The 15,800-nt window shown below is 43.1% G+C and carries 22 protein-coding genes; 19 read left to right on the top strand and 3 right to left on the bottom strand.

Annotated elements, in window-relative coordinates; genetic code table 11:
- The first annotated feature begins 197 nt into the window (after positions 1-197).
- The 16 genes from GPK49_RS05515 (at position 198) to rpsI (ending at position 10,505) form a co-directional block, all read left to right on the top strand.
- A complete protein-coding gene (locus GPK49_RS05515; RefSeq protein WP_016407809.1) occupies positions 198-827 on the top strand; it encodes an adenylate kinase in 630 nt (209 codons plus the stop codon).
- Positions 828-1,116: 289 nt separating this feature from the next.
- Positions 1,117-1,389, top strand: a complete 273-nt coding sequence (locus GPK49_RS05510; protein WP_124984253.1) for an RNA-binding protein — start codon at positions 1,117-1,119, stop codon at positions 1,387-1,389.
- Between the two features lie 21 nt (positions 1,390-1,410).
- On the top strand, positions 1,411-1,629 hold the full coding sequence (infA, locus tag GPK49_RS05505; protein WP_004034723.1) for a translation initiation factor IF-1: 219 nt from the start codon (positions 1,411-1,413) through the stop codon (positions 1,627-1,629).
- 16 nt (positions 1,630-1,645) lie between these two features.
- On the top strand, positions 1,646-1,759 hold the full coding sequence (gene rpmJ / locus GPK49_RS05500) for a 50S ribosomal protein L36 (protein WP_016407807.1): 114 nt from the start codon (positions 1,646-1,648) through the stop codon (positions 1,757-1,759).
- A gap of 237 nt (positions 1,760-1,996) precedes the next feature.
- Positions 1,997-2,365, top strand: a complete 369-nt coding sequence (gene rpsM, locus GPK49_RS05495; protein WP_016407805.1) for a 30S ribosomal protein S13 — start codon at positions 1,997-1,999, stop codon at positions 2,363-2,365.
- Positions 2,366-2,396: 31 nt separating this feature from the next.
- Positions 2,397-2,798: a 30S ribosomal protein S11 gene (rpsK, locus tag GPK49_RS05490; RefSeq protein WP_016407804.1), complete on the top strand. Its 402-nt coding sequence runs from the start codon at positions 2,397-2,399 to the stop codon at positions 2,796-2,798.
- A gap of 24 nt (positions 2,799-2,822) precedes the next feature.
- Positions 2,823-3,425, top strand: a complete 603-nt coding sequence (gene rpsD, locus GPK49_RS05485) for a 30S ribosomal protein S4 (protein ID WP_118582625.1) — start codon at positions 2,823-2,825, stop codon at positions 3,423-3,425.
- Between the two features lie 87 nt (positions 3,426-3,512).
- Positions 3,513-4,472 (top strand): DNA-directed RNA polymerase subunit alpha, encoded by a 960-nt coding sequence (locus GPK49_RS05480; RefSeq protein ID WP_016407802.1) that lies wholly within the window; start codon positions 3,513-3,515, stop codon positions 4,470-4,472.
- Between the two features lie 110 nt (positions 4,473-4,582).
- Positions 4,583-5,125, top strand: coding sequence for a bL17 family ribosomal protein (locus tag GPK49_RS05475; RefSeq protein WP_016407801.1), 543 nt, complete (start codon positions 4,583-4,585; stop codon positions 5,123-5,125).
- Between the two features lie 211 nt (positions 5,126-5,336).
- Complete coding sequence (locus tag GPK49_RS05470) at positions 5,337-6,194, top strand: energy-coupling factor transporter ATPase (RefSeq protein ID WP_016407800.1); 858 nt, start codon at positions 5,337-5,339, stop codon at positions 6,192-6,194.
- Positions 6,179-7,036, top strand: a complete 858-nt coding sequence (locus GPK49_RS05465) for an energy-coupling factor transporter ATPase (RefSeq protein ID WP_016407799.1) — start codon at positions 6,179-6,181, stop codon at positions 7,034-7,036. Before GPK49_RS05470 ends, GPK49_RS05465 begins: the two co-directional genes overlap by 16 nt.
- Positions 7,033-7,857: an energy-coupling factor transporter transmembrane component T family protein gene (locus GPK49_RS05460; protein WP_118582631.1), complete on the top strand. Its 825-nt coding sequence runs from the start codon at positions 7,033-7,035 to the stop codon at positions 7,855-7,857. The genes GPK49_RS05465 and GPK49_RS05460 overlap by 4 nt, the downstream gene beginning before the upstream one ends.
- A 63-nt stretch (positions 7,858-7,920) precedes the next feature.
- Entirely contained in the window at positions 7,921-8,643 is a 723-nt protein-coding gene (locus GPK49_RS05455) for a DUF554 domain-containing protein (RefSeq protein WP_215676983.1), read from the top strand.
- A gap of 17 nt (positions 8,644-8,660) precedes the next feature.
- Complete coding sequence (truA, locus tag GPK49_RS05450; protein WP_215676982.1) at positions 8,661-9,437, top strand: tRNA pseudouridine(38-40) synthase TruA; 777 nt, start codon at positions 8,661-8,663, stop codon at positions 9,435-9,437.
- Between the two features lie 219 nt (positions 9,438-9,656).
- Positions 9,657-10,094, top strand: a complete 438-nt coding sequence (gene rplM / locus GPK49_RS05445) for a 50S ribosomal protein L13 (protein ID WP_016407795.1) — start codon at positions 9,657-9,659, stop codon at positions 10,092-10,094.
- Between the two features lie 18 nt (positions 10,095-10,112).
- Complete coding sequence (rpsI, locus tag GPK49_RS05440) at positions 10,113-10,505, top strand: 30S ribosomal protein S9 (RefSeq protein ID WP_016407794.1); 393 nt, start codon at positions 10,113-10,115, stop codon at positions 10,503-10,505.
- Between the two features lie 183 nt (positions 10,506-10,688).
- Here rpsI and GPK49_RS05435 read toward each other — a convergent pair whose 3' ends face one another.
- Complete coding sequence (locus GPK49_RS05435) at positions 10,689-11,744, bottom strand: tyrosine-type recombinase/integrase (protein WP_117830747.1); 1,056 nt, start codon at positions 11,742-11,744, stop codon at positions 10,689-10,691.
- A 57-nt stretch (positions 11,745-11,801) separates the two neighbouring features.
- Complete coding sequence (locus GPK49_RS05430) at positions 11,802-12,233, bottom strand: helix-turn-helix domain-containing protein (protein ID WP_014078575.1); 432 nt, start codon at positions 12,231-12,233, stop codon at positions 11,802-11,804.
- 151 nt (positions 12,234-12,384) lie between these two features.
- On the opposite strand from GPK49_RS05430, the gene GPK49_RS05425 reads away from it, so the two are divergent.
- The 3 genes from GPK49_RS05425 (at position 12,385) to GPK49_RS05415 (ending at position 15,232) form a co-directional block, all read left to right on the top strand.
- Positions 12,385-12,621, top strand: a complete 237-nt coding sequence (locus GPK49_RS05425; RefSeq protein ID WP_014078576.1) for a hypothetical protein — start codon at positions 12,385-12,387, stop codon at positions 12,619-12,621.
- 14 nt (positions 12,622-12,635) lie between these two features.
- Positions 12,636-13,631 carry an ATP-binding protein gene (locus GPK49_RS05420; RefSeq protein ID WP_215676981.1) on the top strand — a complete coding sequence of 332 codons (996 nt, stop codon included), beginning with the start codon at positions 12,636-12,638 and terminating at the stop codon, positions 13,629-13,631.
- 257 nt (positions 13,632-13,888) lie between these two features.
- Positions 13,889-15,232: a plasmid recombination protein gene (locus GPK49_RS05415; protein ID WP_215676980.1), complete on the top strand. Its 1,344-nt coding sequence runs from the start codon at positions 13,889-13,891 to the stop codon at positions 15,230-15,232.
- A gap of 47 nt (positions 15,233-15,279) precedes the next feature.
- On the opposite strand, the gene GPK49_RS05410 is transcribed toward GPK49_RS05415, so the two are convergent.
- A complete protein-coding gene (locus GPK49_RS05410) occupies positions 15,280-15,537 on the bottom strand; it encodes a hypothetical protein (RefSeq protein ID WP_117994379.1) in 258 nt (85 codons plus the stop codon).
- Positions 15,538-15,800 lie beyond the last annotated feature (263 nt).

The following is a 15,800-nucleotide window of genomic DNA, read 5'->3' as shown; positions in this document are numbered from 1 at the left end:
CTTTTCCTGTGACTGACCGATGGTTTTGCTTGCATAAACAGAGGGAAGGGCATTTGAAAAGCCAAAGGCGTGAGTAAGCCACAGGCTTACGAATGTACTTTGCAGTCGGCAGACTGACATTCATAGGCAATAATCTGGGGAGATTATATAACACGATAAAAAAGAGAAGGCCATCTATTAAGAAAAGAGGTAATCGTATGAAATTAGTACTGATCGGCGCACCCGCAGCAGGTAAAGGGACACAGGCTGCAAGACTGGTAGAGCATTACGGCATTGCTCACATTTCCACAGGCGACATGCTGAGAGAGGAAGTTGCAAAAGGCACAGAGCTGGGCAATCAGGCAAAGAGCATTATGGCAGCAGGAGGCTTGGTTTCCGATGAACTGATTATCGCTATTGTACAGGAAAGAATCAAAAAAGACGATTGCGCGAAGGGTTTTATCCTGGATGGTTTCCCTCGTACGGTTGTACAGGCTGAAAAGCTGGAGGATATGGTAAAGCTTGACCATGTTGTATATATCAGCGCACCCGATGAAGTGATGCTGGAAAGACTGACAGCAAGAGAAAGCTGTCCCAAATGCGGCGCAACATATAACAAGCTGTTCCTGCCCGCAAAGGTTGCAGGTGTTTGTGATAAATGCGGCGAAGCACTGACACAGCGCAAGGATGACACTGTTGAAGCAGGTAAGGCAAGAATTGCTACCTTCCACGAACAGAGTGAACCTCTGGTGGACTTCTACAAGAAGAAAGGCATCTTGTTTGAAGTAGATGGTACACAGGCGATTGACGAGATTACAAAGGCAATCATCGCAGGCCTGGATAAATAAGAAATGTAAAAAAATCGACAGAAAATGATGGGATGTGATTTCTGTCGATTTTTTCTTCCTATATAATATAGAAGAAAAAATATTACTGTATAAATAGTAACATTAAAAATAGAGTATTCATAAAAATGAAAATAGTGTATACTTGATAGGCTTATGAAAATAGCGTGTACCTATGCGGGAAGGTGAATACAGGCACCTTGGGAAAGCGATTTTTTGAGCAAAACCGTTCTGATCACGAGCGGAGAGCCGGAAATTCTTACGTTATGCGAAGGAAAATGAGGTGATGTCGTTGGAATATCAGATCGGCCAAGTGGTTTATTCCAAAAGCGGTCACGATCAGGGTGACGTGCAGATGATTTGTGCGATTGAGGGGGAATACCTTCTTCTTGCAGACGGCAGACGCAGGAAGCTGGAAAAGCCCAAACGCAAAAAGAAGAAGCATGTTCAGCCTACTTTCTATGTAGAAAAGGATGTGGCTGCGAAATTGCAGACAGGGGAATATCTTCTGGATGCAGATATCAAGAAGGCATTGAAAAAGTACCAGCAGGTACGAGATGTTTAATGTTTAAGGAGGTTTACGGTCTTGTCTAAAGATGACGTAATCGAAGTAGAAGGAACCGTACTGGAAAAATTACCCAACGCCATGTTTCAGGTTGAACTGGAAAACGGTCACCAGATTCTGGCGCACATTTCCGGCAAACTGCGTATGAACTTCATCCGCATCCTGCCCGGTGACAAAGTGTTAGTTGAAATGTCTCCCTATGATCTGACAAAAGGTCGTATCATTTGGAGAGCAAAATAAGGAAGGAGCGATCACAATGAAAATCAGACCCTCTGTAAAACCCATGTGTGAAAAATGCAGAATCATCAAGAGAAAAGGTCGTGTAATGGTTATTTGTGAAAATCCCAAACATAAACAGAAACAGGGCTGATAATTTATTATGGGCTTGCGGGGGAGAACCCCAAAGAGCCGAATTGATAAATCCGTCAACTATACTGGGAGGAGCATACAGTTAATGGCAAAGGCGGCGCTGACTTGTAGGCGCGTAAGGCACATGACTGACGGTCTATCTCCTTTGTTCGTAATGCCCAACGAGTATCGCACTGTGTTTATGTAAAAAACATTTATTTGAAACTTATCGTGAAAAATTACAGGAGGTGCAAGAATAATGGCACGTATTGCTGGTGTAGACTTACCTAGAGAAAAACGCGTAGAAATCGGCCTGACTTATGTTTATGGCATTGGCCACTCCAGCGCTGTTCGTATTCTGAATGAAGCAGGTGTTAGCCTGGATACAAGAGTGAGAGATCTGACAGATGAAGAAGTGTCCAGAATCCGTGATGTCATCGACAGAACTCAGACTGTAGAAGGTGACCTGAGAAGAGAAATTGCTCTGAACATCAAACGTCTGATCGAAATCGGCTGCTACAGAGGCATCCGCCACAGAAGAGGTCTGCCTGTTAGAGGTCAGAAGACAAAGACAAACGCAAGAACAAGAAAAGGTCCTAGAAAGACCGTTGCGAACAAGAAGAAATAATTCGATATTTCGATAAGGAGGTTTGAGGCAAATGGCAAAGAAAACTGTGAAAAAGGCAACGACTCGCAGACGCCGTGATAAAAGAAAAGTAGAACGTGGCCAGGCTCATATCCAGTCCACTTTCAATAATACAATCGTTACAATTACTGACGCAGCAGGGAATGCGCTTTCCTGGGCAAGTGCTGGTCAGCTGGGCTTTAGAGGTTCCAGAAAATCCACACCCTATGCAGCACAGATGGCTGCAGATACAGCTGCAAAAGCTGCTTCCGATTACGGTCTGAAGACAATTGAAGTTTTCGTAAAAGGCCCCGGCAGCGGTCGTGAAGCTGCAATCCGTGCCCTGCAGGCAGCAGGTCTGGATGTAACACTTATCAAAGACGTTACACCCGTTCCTCACAACGGTTGCAGACCCCCCAAACGCAGAAGAGTATAACCTAATATTAGGAGGTGTAGATCAATGGCAAGAGATAGAGTTCCCGTATTGAAAAGATGCAGATCCCTGAACCTGGATCCCATCTATCTGGGTATTGATAAAAAATCTAAAAGACAGAATCAGAGAGCAAACAAGAAAATGTCCGAATACGGTCTGCAGATGAGAGAAAAACAGAAAGCAAAATTCATCTACGGCGTACTGGAAAAACAGTTCAGAGGTTACTACGCACAGGCTGAAAAGATTGCCAAAAAAGAAGGCATCCCCGGCGAAAACCTGCTGATGCTGCTGGAAATGAGACTGGACAACGTAATGTTCAGACTGGGCTACGGCAGAACAAGAAAAGAAGCTAGACAGATTGTTCGTCACAAACACGTAACCGTAAATGGCAAGGCAGTGGATATCCCTTCCTACCAGGTTAAGGTTGGCGATGTAATCGAAGTGAAAGAAAAATACAAAACAATTCAGAGATACAAAGACGTTCTGGCTGCAACAGACGGCAGAATCGTTCCTGAATGGCTGTCCGCTAACCACGATGCACTGAGCGGTACAGTTGTGGCGAAGCCCACAAGAGTACAGATTGATGTTCCTGTAGAAGAAACACTGATTGTCGAACTGTACTCCAAATAATCATCGATTGTGTAGAGAAGTCAAAGGTAACGCCGTGGGGCTATATGCCCTGCGGCACTCTATCATAAAAAAGGGAGGTTTGAACGAGTGTTTGAATTTGAAAAACCTCGCATTGAAATTGCTGAAATGGCACCCGATGGCACATACGGTAAGTTTGTTGTAGAACCCCTGGAAAGAGGCTATGGTACAACTCTGGGCAACTCCCTGAGAAGAATCCTGCTGTCCTCTCTGCCCGGTGCTGCAGTAAGCAATGTGAAAATTGATGGTGTACTTCATGAATTTAGCGTGATTCCCGGCGTAAAAGAAGACGTTACAGAAATCATTCTGAATTTGAAAGGTCTTGCGATCAAAAATACAAGCGAAGGCAACGAGCCGAAGATTGCTTACATTGACGTGGAAGGCGAAGGTGAAGTAAAGGGTTCCGATATCAAGTGTGACAGTGATATTGAGATTCTGAATCCCGAACATCATATCGCAACACTTTCCGGCGGCGCAGGCAGTAAGCTGTATATGGAGATCACAATCAACAAGGGCCGCGGCTATGTTGGTGCAGACAAAAACAAAAAAGACGATCAGCCAATCGGTATGCTTCCGGTAGACAGTATTTTCACACCTGTAACAAGAGTAAACTTTTTGGTGGAAAATACGCGTGTCGGTCAGATTACTGACTATGATAAGCTGTCTCTGGAGGTTTGGACAAACGGAACAATCGCACCCGATGACGCTGTAAGTTTCGGCGCGAAGATCCTGAATGAACACCTGAACCTGTTCATCGACCTGTCTGATAATGCGAAAGATACTTCTATCATGGTAGAAAAAGAAGAAGGCAAGAAGGAAAAAGTTCTGGAAATGAGCATTGAAGAACTGGATCTGTCTGTGCGCTCTTATAACTGCCTGAAACGTGCCGGCATCAATACGGTTGAAGATCTGGCAAATAAGACAGAGGACGAGATGATGAAGGTTAGAAACCTTGGACGCAAGTCTTTGGAAGAAGTATTGAACAAAATGGCGGAACTGGGTCTTTCCCTGAAGCCTAGTGACGAATAATTTCGTCATAGAGTAACCTATTATTTACCGTTTGATTACGGCTCCACATAAGACCGAAGAGTAGTGGGGACGGGCTCAGTCAGACGGGTATCCATGAGGAGGATTTAACCATGCACGCATCCGGTTATAGAAAACTTGGTAAAACAACACCCCAGAGAAAAGCTCTGCTGAGAAACCAGGTAACAAATCTGCTGTATCACGGCAAAATCAAAACAACAGAAACAAGAGCAAAAGAAGTAAAGAGAATCGCTGAAAAGCTGATCACACTGGCTATCAAAGAAAAAGATAACTTCGAAGAAGTTACAGTAGCAGCTAAGGTTGCAAAGAAAGATGCAAACGGCAAACGTGTGAAAGAAGTTGTAAACGGCAAGAAAGTAACTGTTTATGACGAAGTGCAGAAAACAATCAAAAAGGATAAGGCTTCCAGACTGGTTGCAAGAAGAGCAATTCTGGCTTACCTGTACCCCGTTACAGAAGTTCCTGCTGACGGCAAGGCAGTAAGAAAGAACACAAAGAAGGTTGACATGGCAGCTAAGATGTTCGACGAAATCGCTCCCAAATATGCCGGCAGAAACGGCGGTTACACAAGAATTGTGAAACTGGGCGCAAGAAAAGGCGACGGCGCTATGGAAGTTATTCTGGAACTGGTTTAATTTGATTCCGAATAGAAAATCAGAGACTTGCAAATAAGCGAGTCTCTTTTTTTATACTCGAAAAATGTAAGGGTACAATTTGGGAGAATCAGAGAGAATTACTGGGATTCTATTGACTTTTTAGCGAAAACTCCGTATCATATTGATAGCTGTGAGCATTTGCGCAATAGACTATACGAGGCGAAGAAACGCCGGAGAAACAGGTGAAATTATGAAAATGGTGAAGGCTGAAGGTCTGACCTACGAATATACAAAAATTATGGAAACAGACCACGGCACGGAGGAGCATCGGGTGGTTGCGTTGAAAAACGTGAACATCGAAATTGAAAAGGGTGAATTTGTTGTAGTTCTGGGGCATAACGGCTCCGGAAAGTCTACATTTGCGAAGCATATTAACGCATTACTACAGCCCACAGGCGGTACATTGTGGGTAAAAGGAATGAACACGCAGGAGGAAGGCTTGATTTGGGAGATTCGCCAGACGGCAGGGATGGTATTCCAGAACCCCGATAACCAGCTGGTTGCAACGGTGGTTGAGGAGGATATTGCATTTGGCCCCGAAAATATGGGCGTACCCCCGAAGGAAATTCGGATGCGCGTGGATGAAGCACTGGATGCAGTGCGAATGAAGGAATTTGCGGCTTATACGCCTTCCAAGCTTTCCGGTGGGCAGAAACAGAGAATTGCCATTGCAGGCGTGTTGGCGATGAAGCCGGACTGTATTGTTCTGGATGAGCCTACGGCAATGCTTGATCCTGTCGGCCGGCGAGATGTTATGGAAACGATTGAGCGTTTGAATAAAGAAGAAGGCATTACGGTGATTCTCATTACGCATTATATGGATGAGGCTGTGCGTGGAGATAAGGTATATGTGATTGATGACGGTGACCTTGTGATGAAAGGCACACCGAGAGAAATTTTTGTACAAGTGGAGAAGCTGAAGGAATATGGACTGGATGTGCCGCAGGTGACAGAGGTGACATACCTGCTGAGAAAAGAGGGTATTGATTTGCCTGCGGATATTCTGACGGTCGAAGAAATGGTAGGTGCATTATGTCAATTCAATTAAATCATTTGACACACGTTTACAACGAAGGCACCACCTTTGAAAAAGTGGCATTGAACGATGTGACACTGGAGATTCAGACTGGCGAATTTATCGGCTTAATCGGGCATACCGGCTCAGGAAAATCCACGCTGATTCAGCATCTGAACGGCATTATTTCTCCTTCTTCTGGCGAGATTCTGCTGGATGGCGAAAATATCCATAAGGATAAGGCAAAGCTGAAGGAGGTGCGCAGACGGATTGGTCTGGCGTTCCAGTATCCTGAATATCAGCTGTTTGAAATGACGGTATATAAGGATGTTGCATTCGGCCCGACGAATCTGGGGCTGTCTGCGGAGCAGATTCATGAAAATGTGGTTGCGGCATTAAATATTGTAGGAATTGACGAGACGTTTTACGAAAAATCTCCGTTTGAGCTTTCCGGCGGGCAGAAGCGCCGTGTGGCAATCGCAGGCGTGTTGGCAATGAATCCGGAGGTGCTGATTCTGGATGAGCCTACCGCGGGGCTTGACCCCAAGGGCAGAGATGAAATTCTGGCGGCAATCCACAAGCTGCATGAGGAAAGAGGAATTACGGTTATTCTGGTGAGTCACAGCATGGAAGATGTGGCAAGACTGGTAGACCGTATCATTGTGATGCACAAGGGCAAGGTTGCTATGACAGGTACGCCCAGAGAGATTTTTTCTCATCCCATGGAGCTGGAGCAGATGGGACTGGCGGCACCGCAGGTTAGCTATGTTTTTGCAAAGCTGAAGGAAAAAGGCTATGATGTGCCGACGGATATTTATACGGTTGAGGAAGCAAGGGATGCCTTGTTAAAATTGGTAAAGCAGGTGAAAGCATGATTAGAGATATTACAATCGGTCAGTATTATCCTGCGGAATCTGCCATTCATAAGATGGACGCAAGGCTGAAGCTGATGATTACCTTTGTTTTTATTGTAACTTTGTTTTTGGTAAATACCTTTGTGGGGTATGTGTTTGTTATTGCCTGCATGGGGCTGACAATTCGGGCATCGAAGGTGCCGTTTAAATTTATGACACGCGGTTTGAAGAGTATTATCGTTATTATTCTTTTTACGGTGGTCATCAATCTGTTCATGACGCAGGGGGAGCATGTTCTGCTGCGCGTGGGCTTTTTGCGGGTGACAATGGAGGGGGTACTTCTGGCGGCGAAAATGTGCGTCCGTCTGGTGCTTCTGATTATCGGTTCCTCTGTGCTGACATTGACGACAACGCCCATTCAGCTGACAGATGCCATCGAATATATTTTGAAGCCCTTCAAAAGAATTGGTGTGCCTGCGCATGAAATTGCAATGATGATGACGATTGCACTGCGCTTTATTCCGACACTGCTGGATGAAACGGATAAGATTATGAAGGCGCAGCAGGCGAGAGGTGCCGATTTTGATACGGGCAATCTGATTCAGAAGGCGAAATCCCTGATTCCCATTCTGGTGCCTTTGTTTATTTCTGCATTCCGCAGAGCAGAGGAGCTGGCAATGGCGATGGAAGCAAGATGCTACCATGGGGATGAACACCGTACGAGAATGAACGTGATGACAATGAAAAGCAGCGATTACCGCGCGGCAGTGATGGCTGCGGTCTATACAGTTGTGATTATCGGGCTGCGGTTTGTGGCAAAGGCAGTGCCGTTTATTATTTAAGAAAGAAACACTCTCCAATCGGAGGGTGTTTTTTCAAAAAATACAAAAGAGAAGGGTGAAAGCATGATTGGTTTGGGAACACTTATCAATGTTGGCGCGATTATCATTGGAGGCCTGCTGGGGCTGTTTCTGGGACGAAACGTGAAGGTGCGCTATCAGGATATCCTTATGATTGCTGTTGGGATTTGTGTGCTGATGCTTGGCATTGGCGGCACAATGGAGCAGATGCTTTCGATTACGGATGGAAGGCTTGCCAGCGGCGGTTCTATGATGCTGATTATTACCATGGCGGTTGGCGCTTTGGCAGGCGAATGGATGAATATTGAGAAAAAGATGGAGCAGTTCGGTGTCTGGCTGAAAAAGAAAACCGGCAGCAACGGGGATAATGCCTTTGTGGATGCCTTTGTAACGACATCGTTGACGGTCTGCATTGGCGCAATGGCAGTGGTTGGGGCGATTCAGGACGGGATTTACGGCGATTATAGTATTCTGGCGGCAAAGGCAATTCTGGATTTGATTATTGTATTTATCATGACGGCTTCGATGGGAAAGGGGTGTATCCTTTCTGCGATTCCTGTTGGAATTTTTCAGGGACTGGTAACGCTTCTGGCAAGGCTGATTGAGCCCTTTATGACAGAGGCGGCATTGTCAAATCTTTCCTTTGTCGGCTCAGTGCTGCTGTTCTGTGTCGGAGTAAATCTGGTCTGGGGCAAAAAGGTGAAGGTGGCGAATCTGCTGCCGGCGATTCTGCTTGCGGTGCTGTGGAGCTTTGCGCCTTGGGCATAAAAAGGAGAATAGGATTGATGAAACGGATTTTACTGACAATCGCATACGATGGAACGAATTATTCCGGCTGGCAGAAGCAGAAGGATGAAGCGGTGATCACTGTGGAAGGCGAACTGACGAAGGCTTTGCGGCTGCTGTTCCGCAATCCTGCGTTGGAGTGCGTCGGCGCAAGCAGAACGGACGCAGGCGTGCATGCCTTGGGGCAGCGTGCGGTGATTGACGTGGAAACAAGTATCCCGGCGGAGAAAATCCCTCTGGCGATTCGCTCCTTTTTGCCTGCGGATATTGTGGTGACAAAGGCGGAGGAAGTTGCAGAGACATTTCACCCACGGTTTGACTGTGTGAAAAAAACGTACGAATATCGTTTCTGGAATGCGCCTGCGAAGAATCCGAAGGAACGGCTCTATTCCGCCTATGTGCAGAAGCCGTTGGATGTGGAACGGATGAACGAGGGGGCAAAGGCATTTCTCGGAACGCATGATTTTGCGGCATTCTGTGCGGCAGGCGCGCAGGTTTCGACCACAGTTCGGACGATTTTTGACTGTCATGTGGAAAAGCAGGGAGAGAGTGTGCGGATTCTGGTGACGGGGGACGGCTTCCTTTACAATATGGTGCGGATTCTGGCAGGGACGCTGCTTGCGGTCGGCATGGGAAGGCTGGAGCCAAAGGCGGTTGCCACAATCATCGCAGGGAAGGACCGCCGCGCCGCAGGACAGACCGCAGAGCCGCAGGGCTTAACCCTTCTGGAGATTTTCTATGACGAAAAAGACCTGTACGGAGCAGCGAAAAATTGATAATTTAGCAAAAATCTCTTGACACGGTCTGTATACAAGATTATAATATAAGGGCTGTTAATATGATTTTAAGGCTGAAATCAGCTTTAAATATATGTTTCTCAAGGTGGGACCCAATAAGTTATGTGTTTTGCGCATAATGGAGATCGACCGTATTCGTTCCTGCGTTGCGGCGAAGTCAACGGGTCAAACAAAATAATATGACAGGAGGTAAAAACCATGAGAACTACTTACATCGCTAAAGAAGCGGACATCGTAAAAAAGTGGTACGTGATTGACGCTGAAGGCGTAACACTGGGCCGTCTGGCTTCCGAAGTTGCATCTATTCTGAGAGGGAAAAACAAACCTCAGTATGCACCCAATGCTGACATGGGCGACTATGTTATTATTGTGAATGCAGAAAAAGTTGCTGTTACAGGCAAAAAGCTGGAACAGAAAATGTATCGTCACCACTCCGGTTGGACAGGCGGTCTGAAAGAAACAAGACTGGACAAAATGCTGGAAACACACCCCGAAAGAGTTATCGAGCACGCTGTAAAAGGTATGCTTCCTAAGAATGCTCTGGGCAGAAAGATGTTCGGCAAGCTGCATGTTTACGCAGGCGCAGAACACCCTCACGCAGCACAGAAACCCGAAACACTGGAATTCAAATTCTAATCGAAGGAGGAAAGCATAATGGCAGCAGCTAGATATTACGGCACAGGCAGAAGAAAATCTTCCGTAGCTAGAGTATACCTGGTACCCGGCAACGGTAAAATTACAATCAATAAAAGAGACATCGACGAATATTTCGGTCTGGAAACACTGAAACTGATCGTTCGTCAGCCTCTGGAACTGACAGAAACAGCAGCAAAATTTGACGTTATCGTTAACGTTTGCGGTGGTGGCTTTACAGGTCAGGCAGGCGCAATCAGACACGGTATCTCCAGAGCACTGCTTCAGGCAGATGGTGACTACAGACCTTCTCTGAAAAAAGCAGGCTTCCTGACAAGAGACCCTCGTATGAAAGAAAGAAAGAAACCGGGTCTGAAAGCAGCAAGACGCGCACCTCAGTTCTCCAAGAGATAATCTTTCAAGAACGAAGATATCAAGGAAAGCCCATTTTTCAAGGGTTACAGAAGTTGTGGAATGCCGTCAGATGTGCTGGAATTTACATCGAATGCAACACATATGCAGCAGGTATGCAACAAAGATATTGATATGTATAGGACATTTTTCAGTAGAGATACTGGGGAATGTCCTTTTCTTTGTTTAAATCTTATTAATCGCATCTACAAGCTCCTTTATATCAAAGTGGGTATACACTTTCTCTGTGAGTGTCATTGCACCTGAGTGCCCCGCAATCTTTTTGATAATCGTCTGGTTAATACCAGCTTCTGCTAACATTGAGATGCATGTATGTCTGCAGCAGTGAGGTGTACGATTAATACCTAGCTGTTCCATCAATGGCTTGAAATAGCTATCGTAGTAGTTTCGGTATTCAAAATGTTTTCCAGCTTCTGTATGAAGTAAATATTCACATTCAGGGCAGGATTCATACCAAGCTTTGTAATATGGCAGAACTTTGTCTGCTATTGGAACTTTTCTGATACCATTTTCTGTTTTACTACAGATAACATCAAAATACTGTTCATTCAGATGAACATTCTCTTTCTTCAAATCAAGCATTTCAGAGATACGGACTCCGCTATATAGGAGCATCAATACTATCTGATAATATTTGTCTTCCTTTTGTTCCCAGATAATATCAATTTCATTTTTCTCAAACTTGTTTCTATCGTATTTGTTAGGGTTACGATCCTTGTATTGAACAATATCAACGAAGCTCGAATAATCTTTGTTGCAAATATCATTTTTCAAAGCATAATCAAATAGCTGGTTAAACAGGACTTTAATTTTCTTGAGGGTAGGGAAATTCTTGCCGCAGGTATCAATAACAGTCTGTAAATCAACTAATTTAATATCCTTGAAAATTTTGTTGTAAAGGGGTTCACAGGATTTATAGGATGCTGTGTATCCTTTTACATTAGATTCAGATATAGTAGGAAACTTACGCTTTGACCATTCTTCATAGACATCTGAAAATGTCATCTTAGCAGCCTTGGTATCAAATGGATTATTATTGTAATCAGCAAGCATTTGCAAGCCATCAGCTCTGGTAGCTGCATATCCAATTGTAATCATATCCTGAACCTGTTTGTCTTTCGCCTCATCGTAGTGCCAGCCTACAGTTTTTCTCACTTGATAAGGTTTTCTTCTTTTGCCGGAAAGCTTTACAACGCTTCCGTATCCGTTGGGTAACTTCATAAGCACCATCCTTTCGCTATTTACTAGAAAGCTGATAGCAAACGGATAAAATGATTGTTATTCGTGGGTTACCTTTGTCACACTTGGACGGATAGTCTTCCATATTTCGTAATTATCCTGTGTCTGGCTGCCATTATCAAGTAATTCTTTCATAGCCTGCCAGTCTTTAAGAAACTGAACAAGATTCTTATTGGAAAAGAATATACCGGGCTCTCCGTCTAAATCCTTGATAGAAATGTCAAATGTTTCATCAATAGCAAATAGTAATGGTAGTACATCACCATCAGCCTCGATATCAAATTCCATCAATGAATTAACATTGACACCAAGTGCATCTGCAATTTTTCTAAGCTGTTCAGGCTTAGGAAGATTCTTTCCAAGCTCATACTTACGGATTGCAACTTCATGTATTCCACAAGCTTCGCCTAGTTCTTTCTGGGTTAAACCACGAAAGGTTCGTATTAATTTAATCTTTTTACCGGTATTCATTGCCTCAACCTCCTGTTGTTGTAAATGTAACACACTAATATTTAATAGTCAACATTAAATTTTAAACTATTGACAGAGCAAATAAAGGTCTGTATAATACAAAACATAACAGAGCAAGAAATGCTCTGCATAAAAAGAGGAGGTGGTAGAGATGCCAGAAGTTATCTATCAGGGTGATTTACCAGCTTTTACAGGGAGAAATGTACCAATAAAAGAGATTGCAAGTGCAATAGGGAAGGACGCACAGTATGTAAGGCTGGGAATACAACAAGGATTACTCAAATTTGGAACGGCAATAAAGGTAGGGAGCTCAAATGAATTCAGCTATTATTGTCCGGATAAAAAAGTTTGGGAAGAAACAGGATATTTTAACAAAGAAGCAGTATAGCAAGGAGGATGAATATGGTTGAAAAACAGAATGTTGAACTGAAACTTATCCATATGGAGGATGTGGTTTCAAAAGAGGTGGAATGGCTATGGTATCCATATATACCATACGGAAAGATAACAATAATTGAAGGAGATCCGGGAGAAGGAAAGACAACTCTGGTTCTCAAATTAGCGGCAGCTCTTAGCATGGGCTTGCCGCTTCCATGTGACGATGATAAGGAATATGAACCTATTCATATCATATATCAGACAGCAGAAGATGGAATTGAAGATACGATTAAGCCCAGATTGGAAAAAGCAGGAGCAGATTGTTCCATGATTCGGGTTATTGATGAGACAGATAAGGAATTATCAATGACAGATGATAGGCTGGAGCAGGCAATAATAGAGACTGGGGCAAGGTTAATCATTCTTGATCCGATTCAGGCATATATCGGAGCTACAGTTGATATGCACAGAGCAAATGAAATAAGACCGGTGCTAAAGCATCTTGGAATAATAGCAGAAAAGCATAATTGTGCAATTATTCTTATTGGTCATATGAATAAGGCATCTGGCAGTAAATCAACATACAGAGGACTTGGTTCTATTGATATACAGGCAACTGCCAGAAGTGTTCTGCTGGTTGCGAGGCTTCGTGATAAACCGAATATCAGGATAATGGCACATGATAAATCTTCATTAGCTCCGGCAGGAGATGCGATAGGATTTGAAATGACGGAGGATAATGGAATGGTCTGTATAGGACCATATGACATCACCATAGATGAGCTGTTATCTGGTAATGAAGGAAGAGGCAAAAAGAAGCTCGACATTGCGGAGAATTTTATCAAAGAATACTTTGGTACCAATAAGGTGATTCCGTCTAATGAAATAATGATGGAAGCTGCAAAAAGAAGCATTAAGAGAAACACGCTTCTATCGGCAAAGAAAAAGCTGGGAATAACATCAGATAAAGAAAAGGCAGAAGATGGAACAATTTACTGGACTTGGATAATGCCAGAATAAAGAGTTTAACAATCTGGATGTTTGGAAAAGCAGATTCTAAATTCTAGGAAGAGTTTAGAGTCTGCAACTATAAAAAGTACAGATTATTAAACTCTTGGTAATAGTAAAGATAATATATAAAACCCTCGGAGAGCCCACTGCAATTTTGGCTTGCCAAAACTGCTAGGGGATTATCATCTGTGGCAGAGCCAAGATGATAACTGCACTGCTCCGATAGATTTAACAGATAAAAAGGTAGTACAGATAAGGAGATGCGAATGGGAAATATTTCATATACAGCTCATGTGAGCAATAAGAAAAGTGCCATTACATCGAAATCTAAGCTTGCAGCTGTTGCAAAGCATAACCTGAGAAAATATAAATCATCAGATTATAGCAAAGACAACATTTGTATCATATATGGTACATCAAATCTGATTGATGATGTAAAAACAGTATACCATAAAGAATTCGATGAGGCATTAGAAGAATATAATAAAAAGCAGATACGACCAGACCGAAAAATAGAAGATTATTTTGAACATGTTGCAGGTAAGGAACAGGATATGGCAGTTGAAATAATCATTCAGATAGGTGACAGGGAGTTTTGGAAGCAATTTGATGATATGAAGTCATATATGAAATTGTCATATCAGATAATACTGGACGAGCTTAGAAAGAGGCTTCCACAGTTTGTAGTTGCAAATGCTGTGGTTCATCTTGATGAGGACAGTCCGCATATGCACATTGTCGGAGTTCCTGTGGCAGATGGATATAAGAAAGGTCTTAGCAAGCAGGTGTCAAAACGTAAGGTATTTACTAAAGATGTGTTATCACGAGTGCTGCAGGATGAGCTTCGAGAGGTGGCGAATAAAGAAGTGAATGACTGGTTTGGGAAACAGATAAAAGAAAAGTCGAAAGGTCGAAATCATGATCTGACAGTTGCGGAATATAAAGTGGCACAGGAAACAGAACATTTGGAACAGATACAGGAACAGGTGCATGATGCGGATATTAAGTTGTTTGCTTCAAAAATTGCTTATAAGGAGTTGGAGCGTAGTCAGACTAAGGAACTTAATGAAAAACGTTCAGAACTTCAATCGGTAAGGCAAGAGATTGCAAGCGTGACGGACAAGGCAAATGAAGCAGTAGAATTGCTTGGTAAGATCAATGCATTTATATCATCATTCAGATTATTCGCTCCGACAATAGAAGAATATGCTAATCATGTTGAAGCAGATAAGATTATAGAAGCAGGAAACTCGTTCAGAGGAATATTTTATGAAATAGGAAAGCTGCTGGAGACATTTAAAGAACTGATAAAAGAAGGATTATGCTGGTTTCCAAGGCTTATGAGGTGGAAAACTTCTAAGGGTGAAGTAGCTCCGGTATTCATAGAGAAAAGCAATGGATATTCATATTCGGTGTATGGGTATATGAATGTGGATACTAAGGAATATTATAGTAAAGAGTCAATTCAATGGGAGATTAAGGCAGGTAACAGGACAGGAACAGTTGAACAGATGGATGCTAATGTTGAGGCTATGGCAAGAGATTTGCAGGAGATATTGAGAATTGGAGCGGAGCAGAAGAGGTTGTGGGAGGTGTATGAGGGAAGATAAAAATAAGGTATCTTGAATATAATTTTCAAGATACCTTATAATATTAGTTAAGAACTGATTTCCCTGCCAAATTTATATCCGAGATTATATGCATCAATAGCACTCTTATGGCGTACAGCACCGGCTTGACTATCGGGCAAATGAGAAAGATCTGATTGTGGGGAATTGCCTTGTAGAGCATCTTTTAGTCCCTCTTCATAAGCACAAGCGGCACAGATATGTCGTCCCCCGTTTCTATTATCTTGAGCTTCTGGAAGCTCATTAAAACCTTGCAAATATCGATGTTGTTTGTTACATATAGCCATATTGAAACACCTCCTATATGATAGTTTCTAAAATAACTATCGATGCTTATAGACCAATAGCATATAATGGTAAGTTATCAAAGTAATGAGGACAATCAAGTTCATCCATATAATCATAATAATCTTGATATTTGGGAACATTAAACCAATCAGATGACAATAGATAGATATAAACCAAATCGTAGGGTATGTGAGACTTTTTCTGTAAAATAATGTTTAGAAGGTTCTTCTATGATACAATAAATATCATTAGGAGGACCTTT

This window comes from Clostridium sp. MCC345 (assembly GCF_018785345.1).
Classification (GTDB): domain Bacteria; phylum Bacillota; class Clostridia; order Lachnospirales; family Anaerotignaceae; genus Anaerotignum_A; species Anaerotignum_A faecicola.
This window is presented reverse-complemented; position numbering and strand designations above follow the sequence as displayed.

Excerpts from the sequence above, each read along its gene's own strand:
- GPK49_RS05515 (WP_016407809.1), top strand. The coding sequence starts at position 198 with ATGAAATTAGTACTGATCGGCGCACCCGCAGCAGGTAAAGGGACACAG.
- rpmJ (WP_016407807.1), top strand. The coding sequence starts at position 1,646 with ATGAAAATCAGACCCTCTGTAAAACCCATGTGTGAAAAATGCAGAATC.
- rpsM (WP_016407805.1), top strand. The coding sequence starts at position 1,997 with ATGGCACGTATTGCTGGTGTAGACTTACCTAGAGAAAAACGCGTAGAA.
- rpsK (WP_016407804.1), top strand. The coding sequence starts at position 2,397 with ATGGCAAAGAAAACTGTGAAAAAGGCAACGACTCGCAGACGCCGTGAT.
- rpsD (WP_118582625.1), top strand. The coding sequence starts at position 2,823 with ATGGCAAGAGATAGAGTTCCCGTATTGAAAAGATGCAGATCCCTGAAC.
- GPK49_RS05475 (WP_016407801.1), top strand. The coding sequence starts at position 4,583 with ATGCACGCATCCGGTTATAGAAAACTTGGTAAAACAACACCCCAGAGA.
- GPK49_RS05470 (WP_016407800.1), top strand. The coding sequence starts at position 5,337 with ATGAAAATGGTGAAGGCTGAAGGTCTGACCTACGAATATACAAAAATT.
- GPK49_RS05465 (WP_016407799.1), top strand. The coding sequence starts at position 6,179 with ATGTCAATTCAATTAAATCATTTGACACACGTTTACAACGAAGGCACC.
- GPK49_RS05460 (WP_118582631.1), top strand. The coding sequence starts at position 7,033 with ATGATTAGAGATATTACAATCGGTCAGTATTATCCTGCGGAATCTGCC.
- GPK49_RS05455 (WP_215676983.1), top strand. The coding sequence starts at position 7,921 with ATGATTGGTTTGGGAACACTTATCAATGTTGGCGCGATTATCATTGGA.
- truA (WP_215676982.1), top strand. The coding sequence starts at position 8,661 with ATGAAACGGATTTTACTGACAATCGCATACGATGGAACGAATTATTCC.
- rplM (WP_016407795.1), top strand. The coding sequence starts at position 9,657 with ATGAGAACTACTTACATCGCTAAAGAAGCGGACATCGTAAAAAAGTGG.
- rpsI (WP_016407794.1), top strand. The coding sequence starts at position 10,113 with ATGGCAGCAGCTAGATATTACGGCACAGGCAGAAGAAAATCTTCCGTA.
- GPK49_RS05435 (WP_117830747.1), bottom strand. The coding sequence starts at position 11,744 with ATGAAGTTACCCAACGGATACGGAAGCGTTGTAAAGCTTTCCGGCAAA.
- GPK49_RS05430 (WP_014078575.1), bottom strand. The coding sequence starts at position 12,233 with ATGAATACCGGTAAAAAGATTAAATTAATACGAACCTTTCGTGGTTTA.
- GPK49_RS05425 (WP_014078576.1), top strand. The coding sequence starts at position 12,385 with ATGCCAGAAGTTATCTATCAGGGTGATTTACCAGCTTTTACAGGGAGA.
- GPK49_RS05420 (WP_215676981.1), top strand. The coding sequence starts at position 12,636 with ATGGTTGAAAAACAGAATGTTGAACTGAAACTTATCCATATGGAGGAT.
- GPK49_RS05415 (WP_215676980.1), top strand. The coding sequence starts at position 13,889 with ATGGGAAATATTTCATATACAGCTCATGTGAGCAATAAGAAAAGTGCC.
- GPK49_RS05410 (WP_117994379.1), bottom strand. The coding sequence starts at position 15,537 with ATGGCTATATGTAACAAACAACATCGATATTTGCAAGGTTTTAATGAG.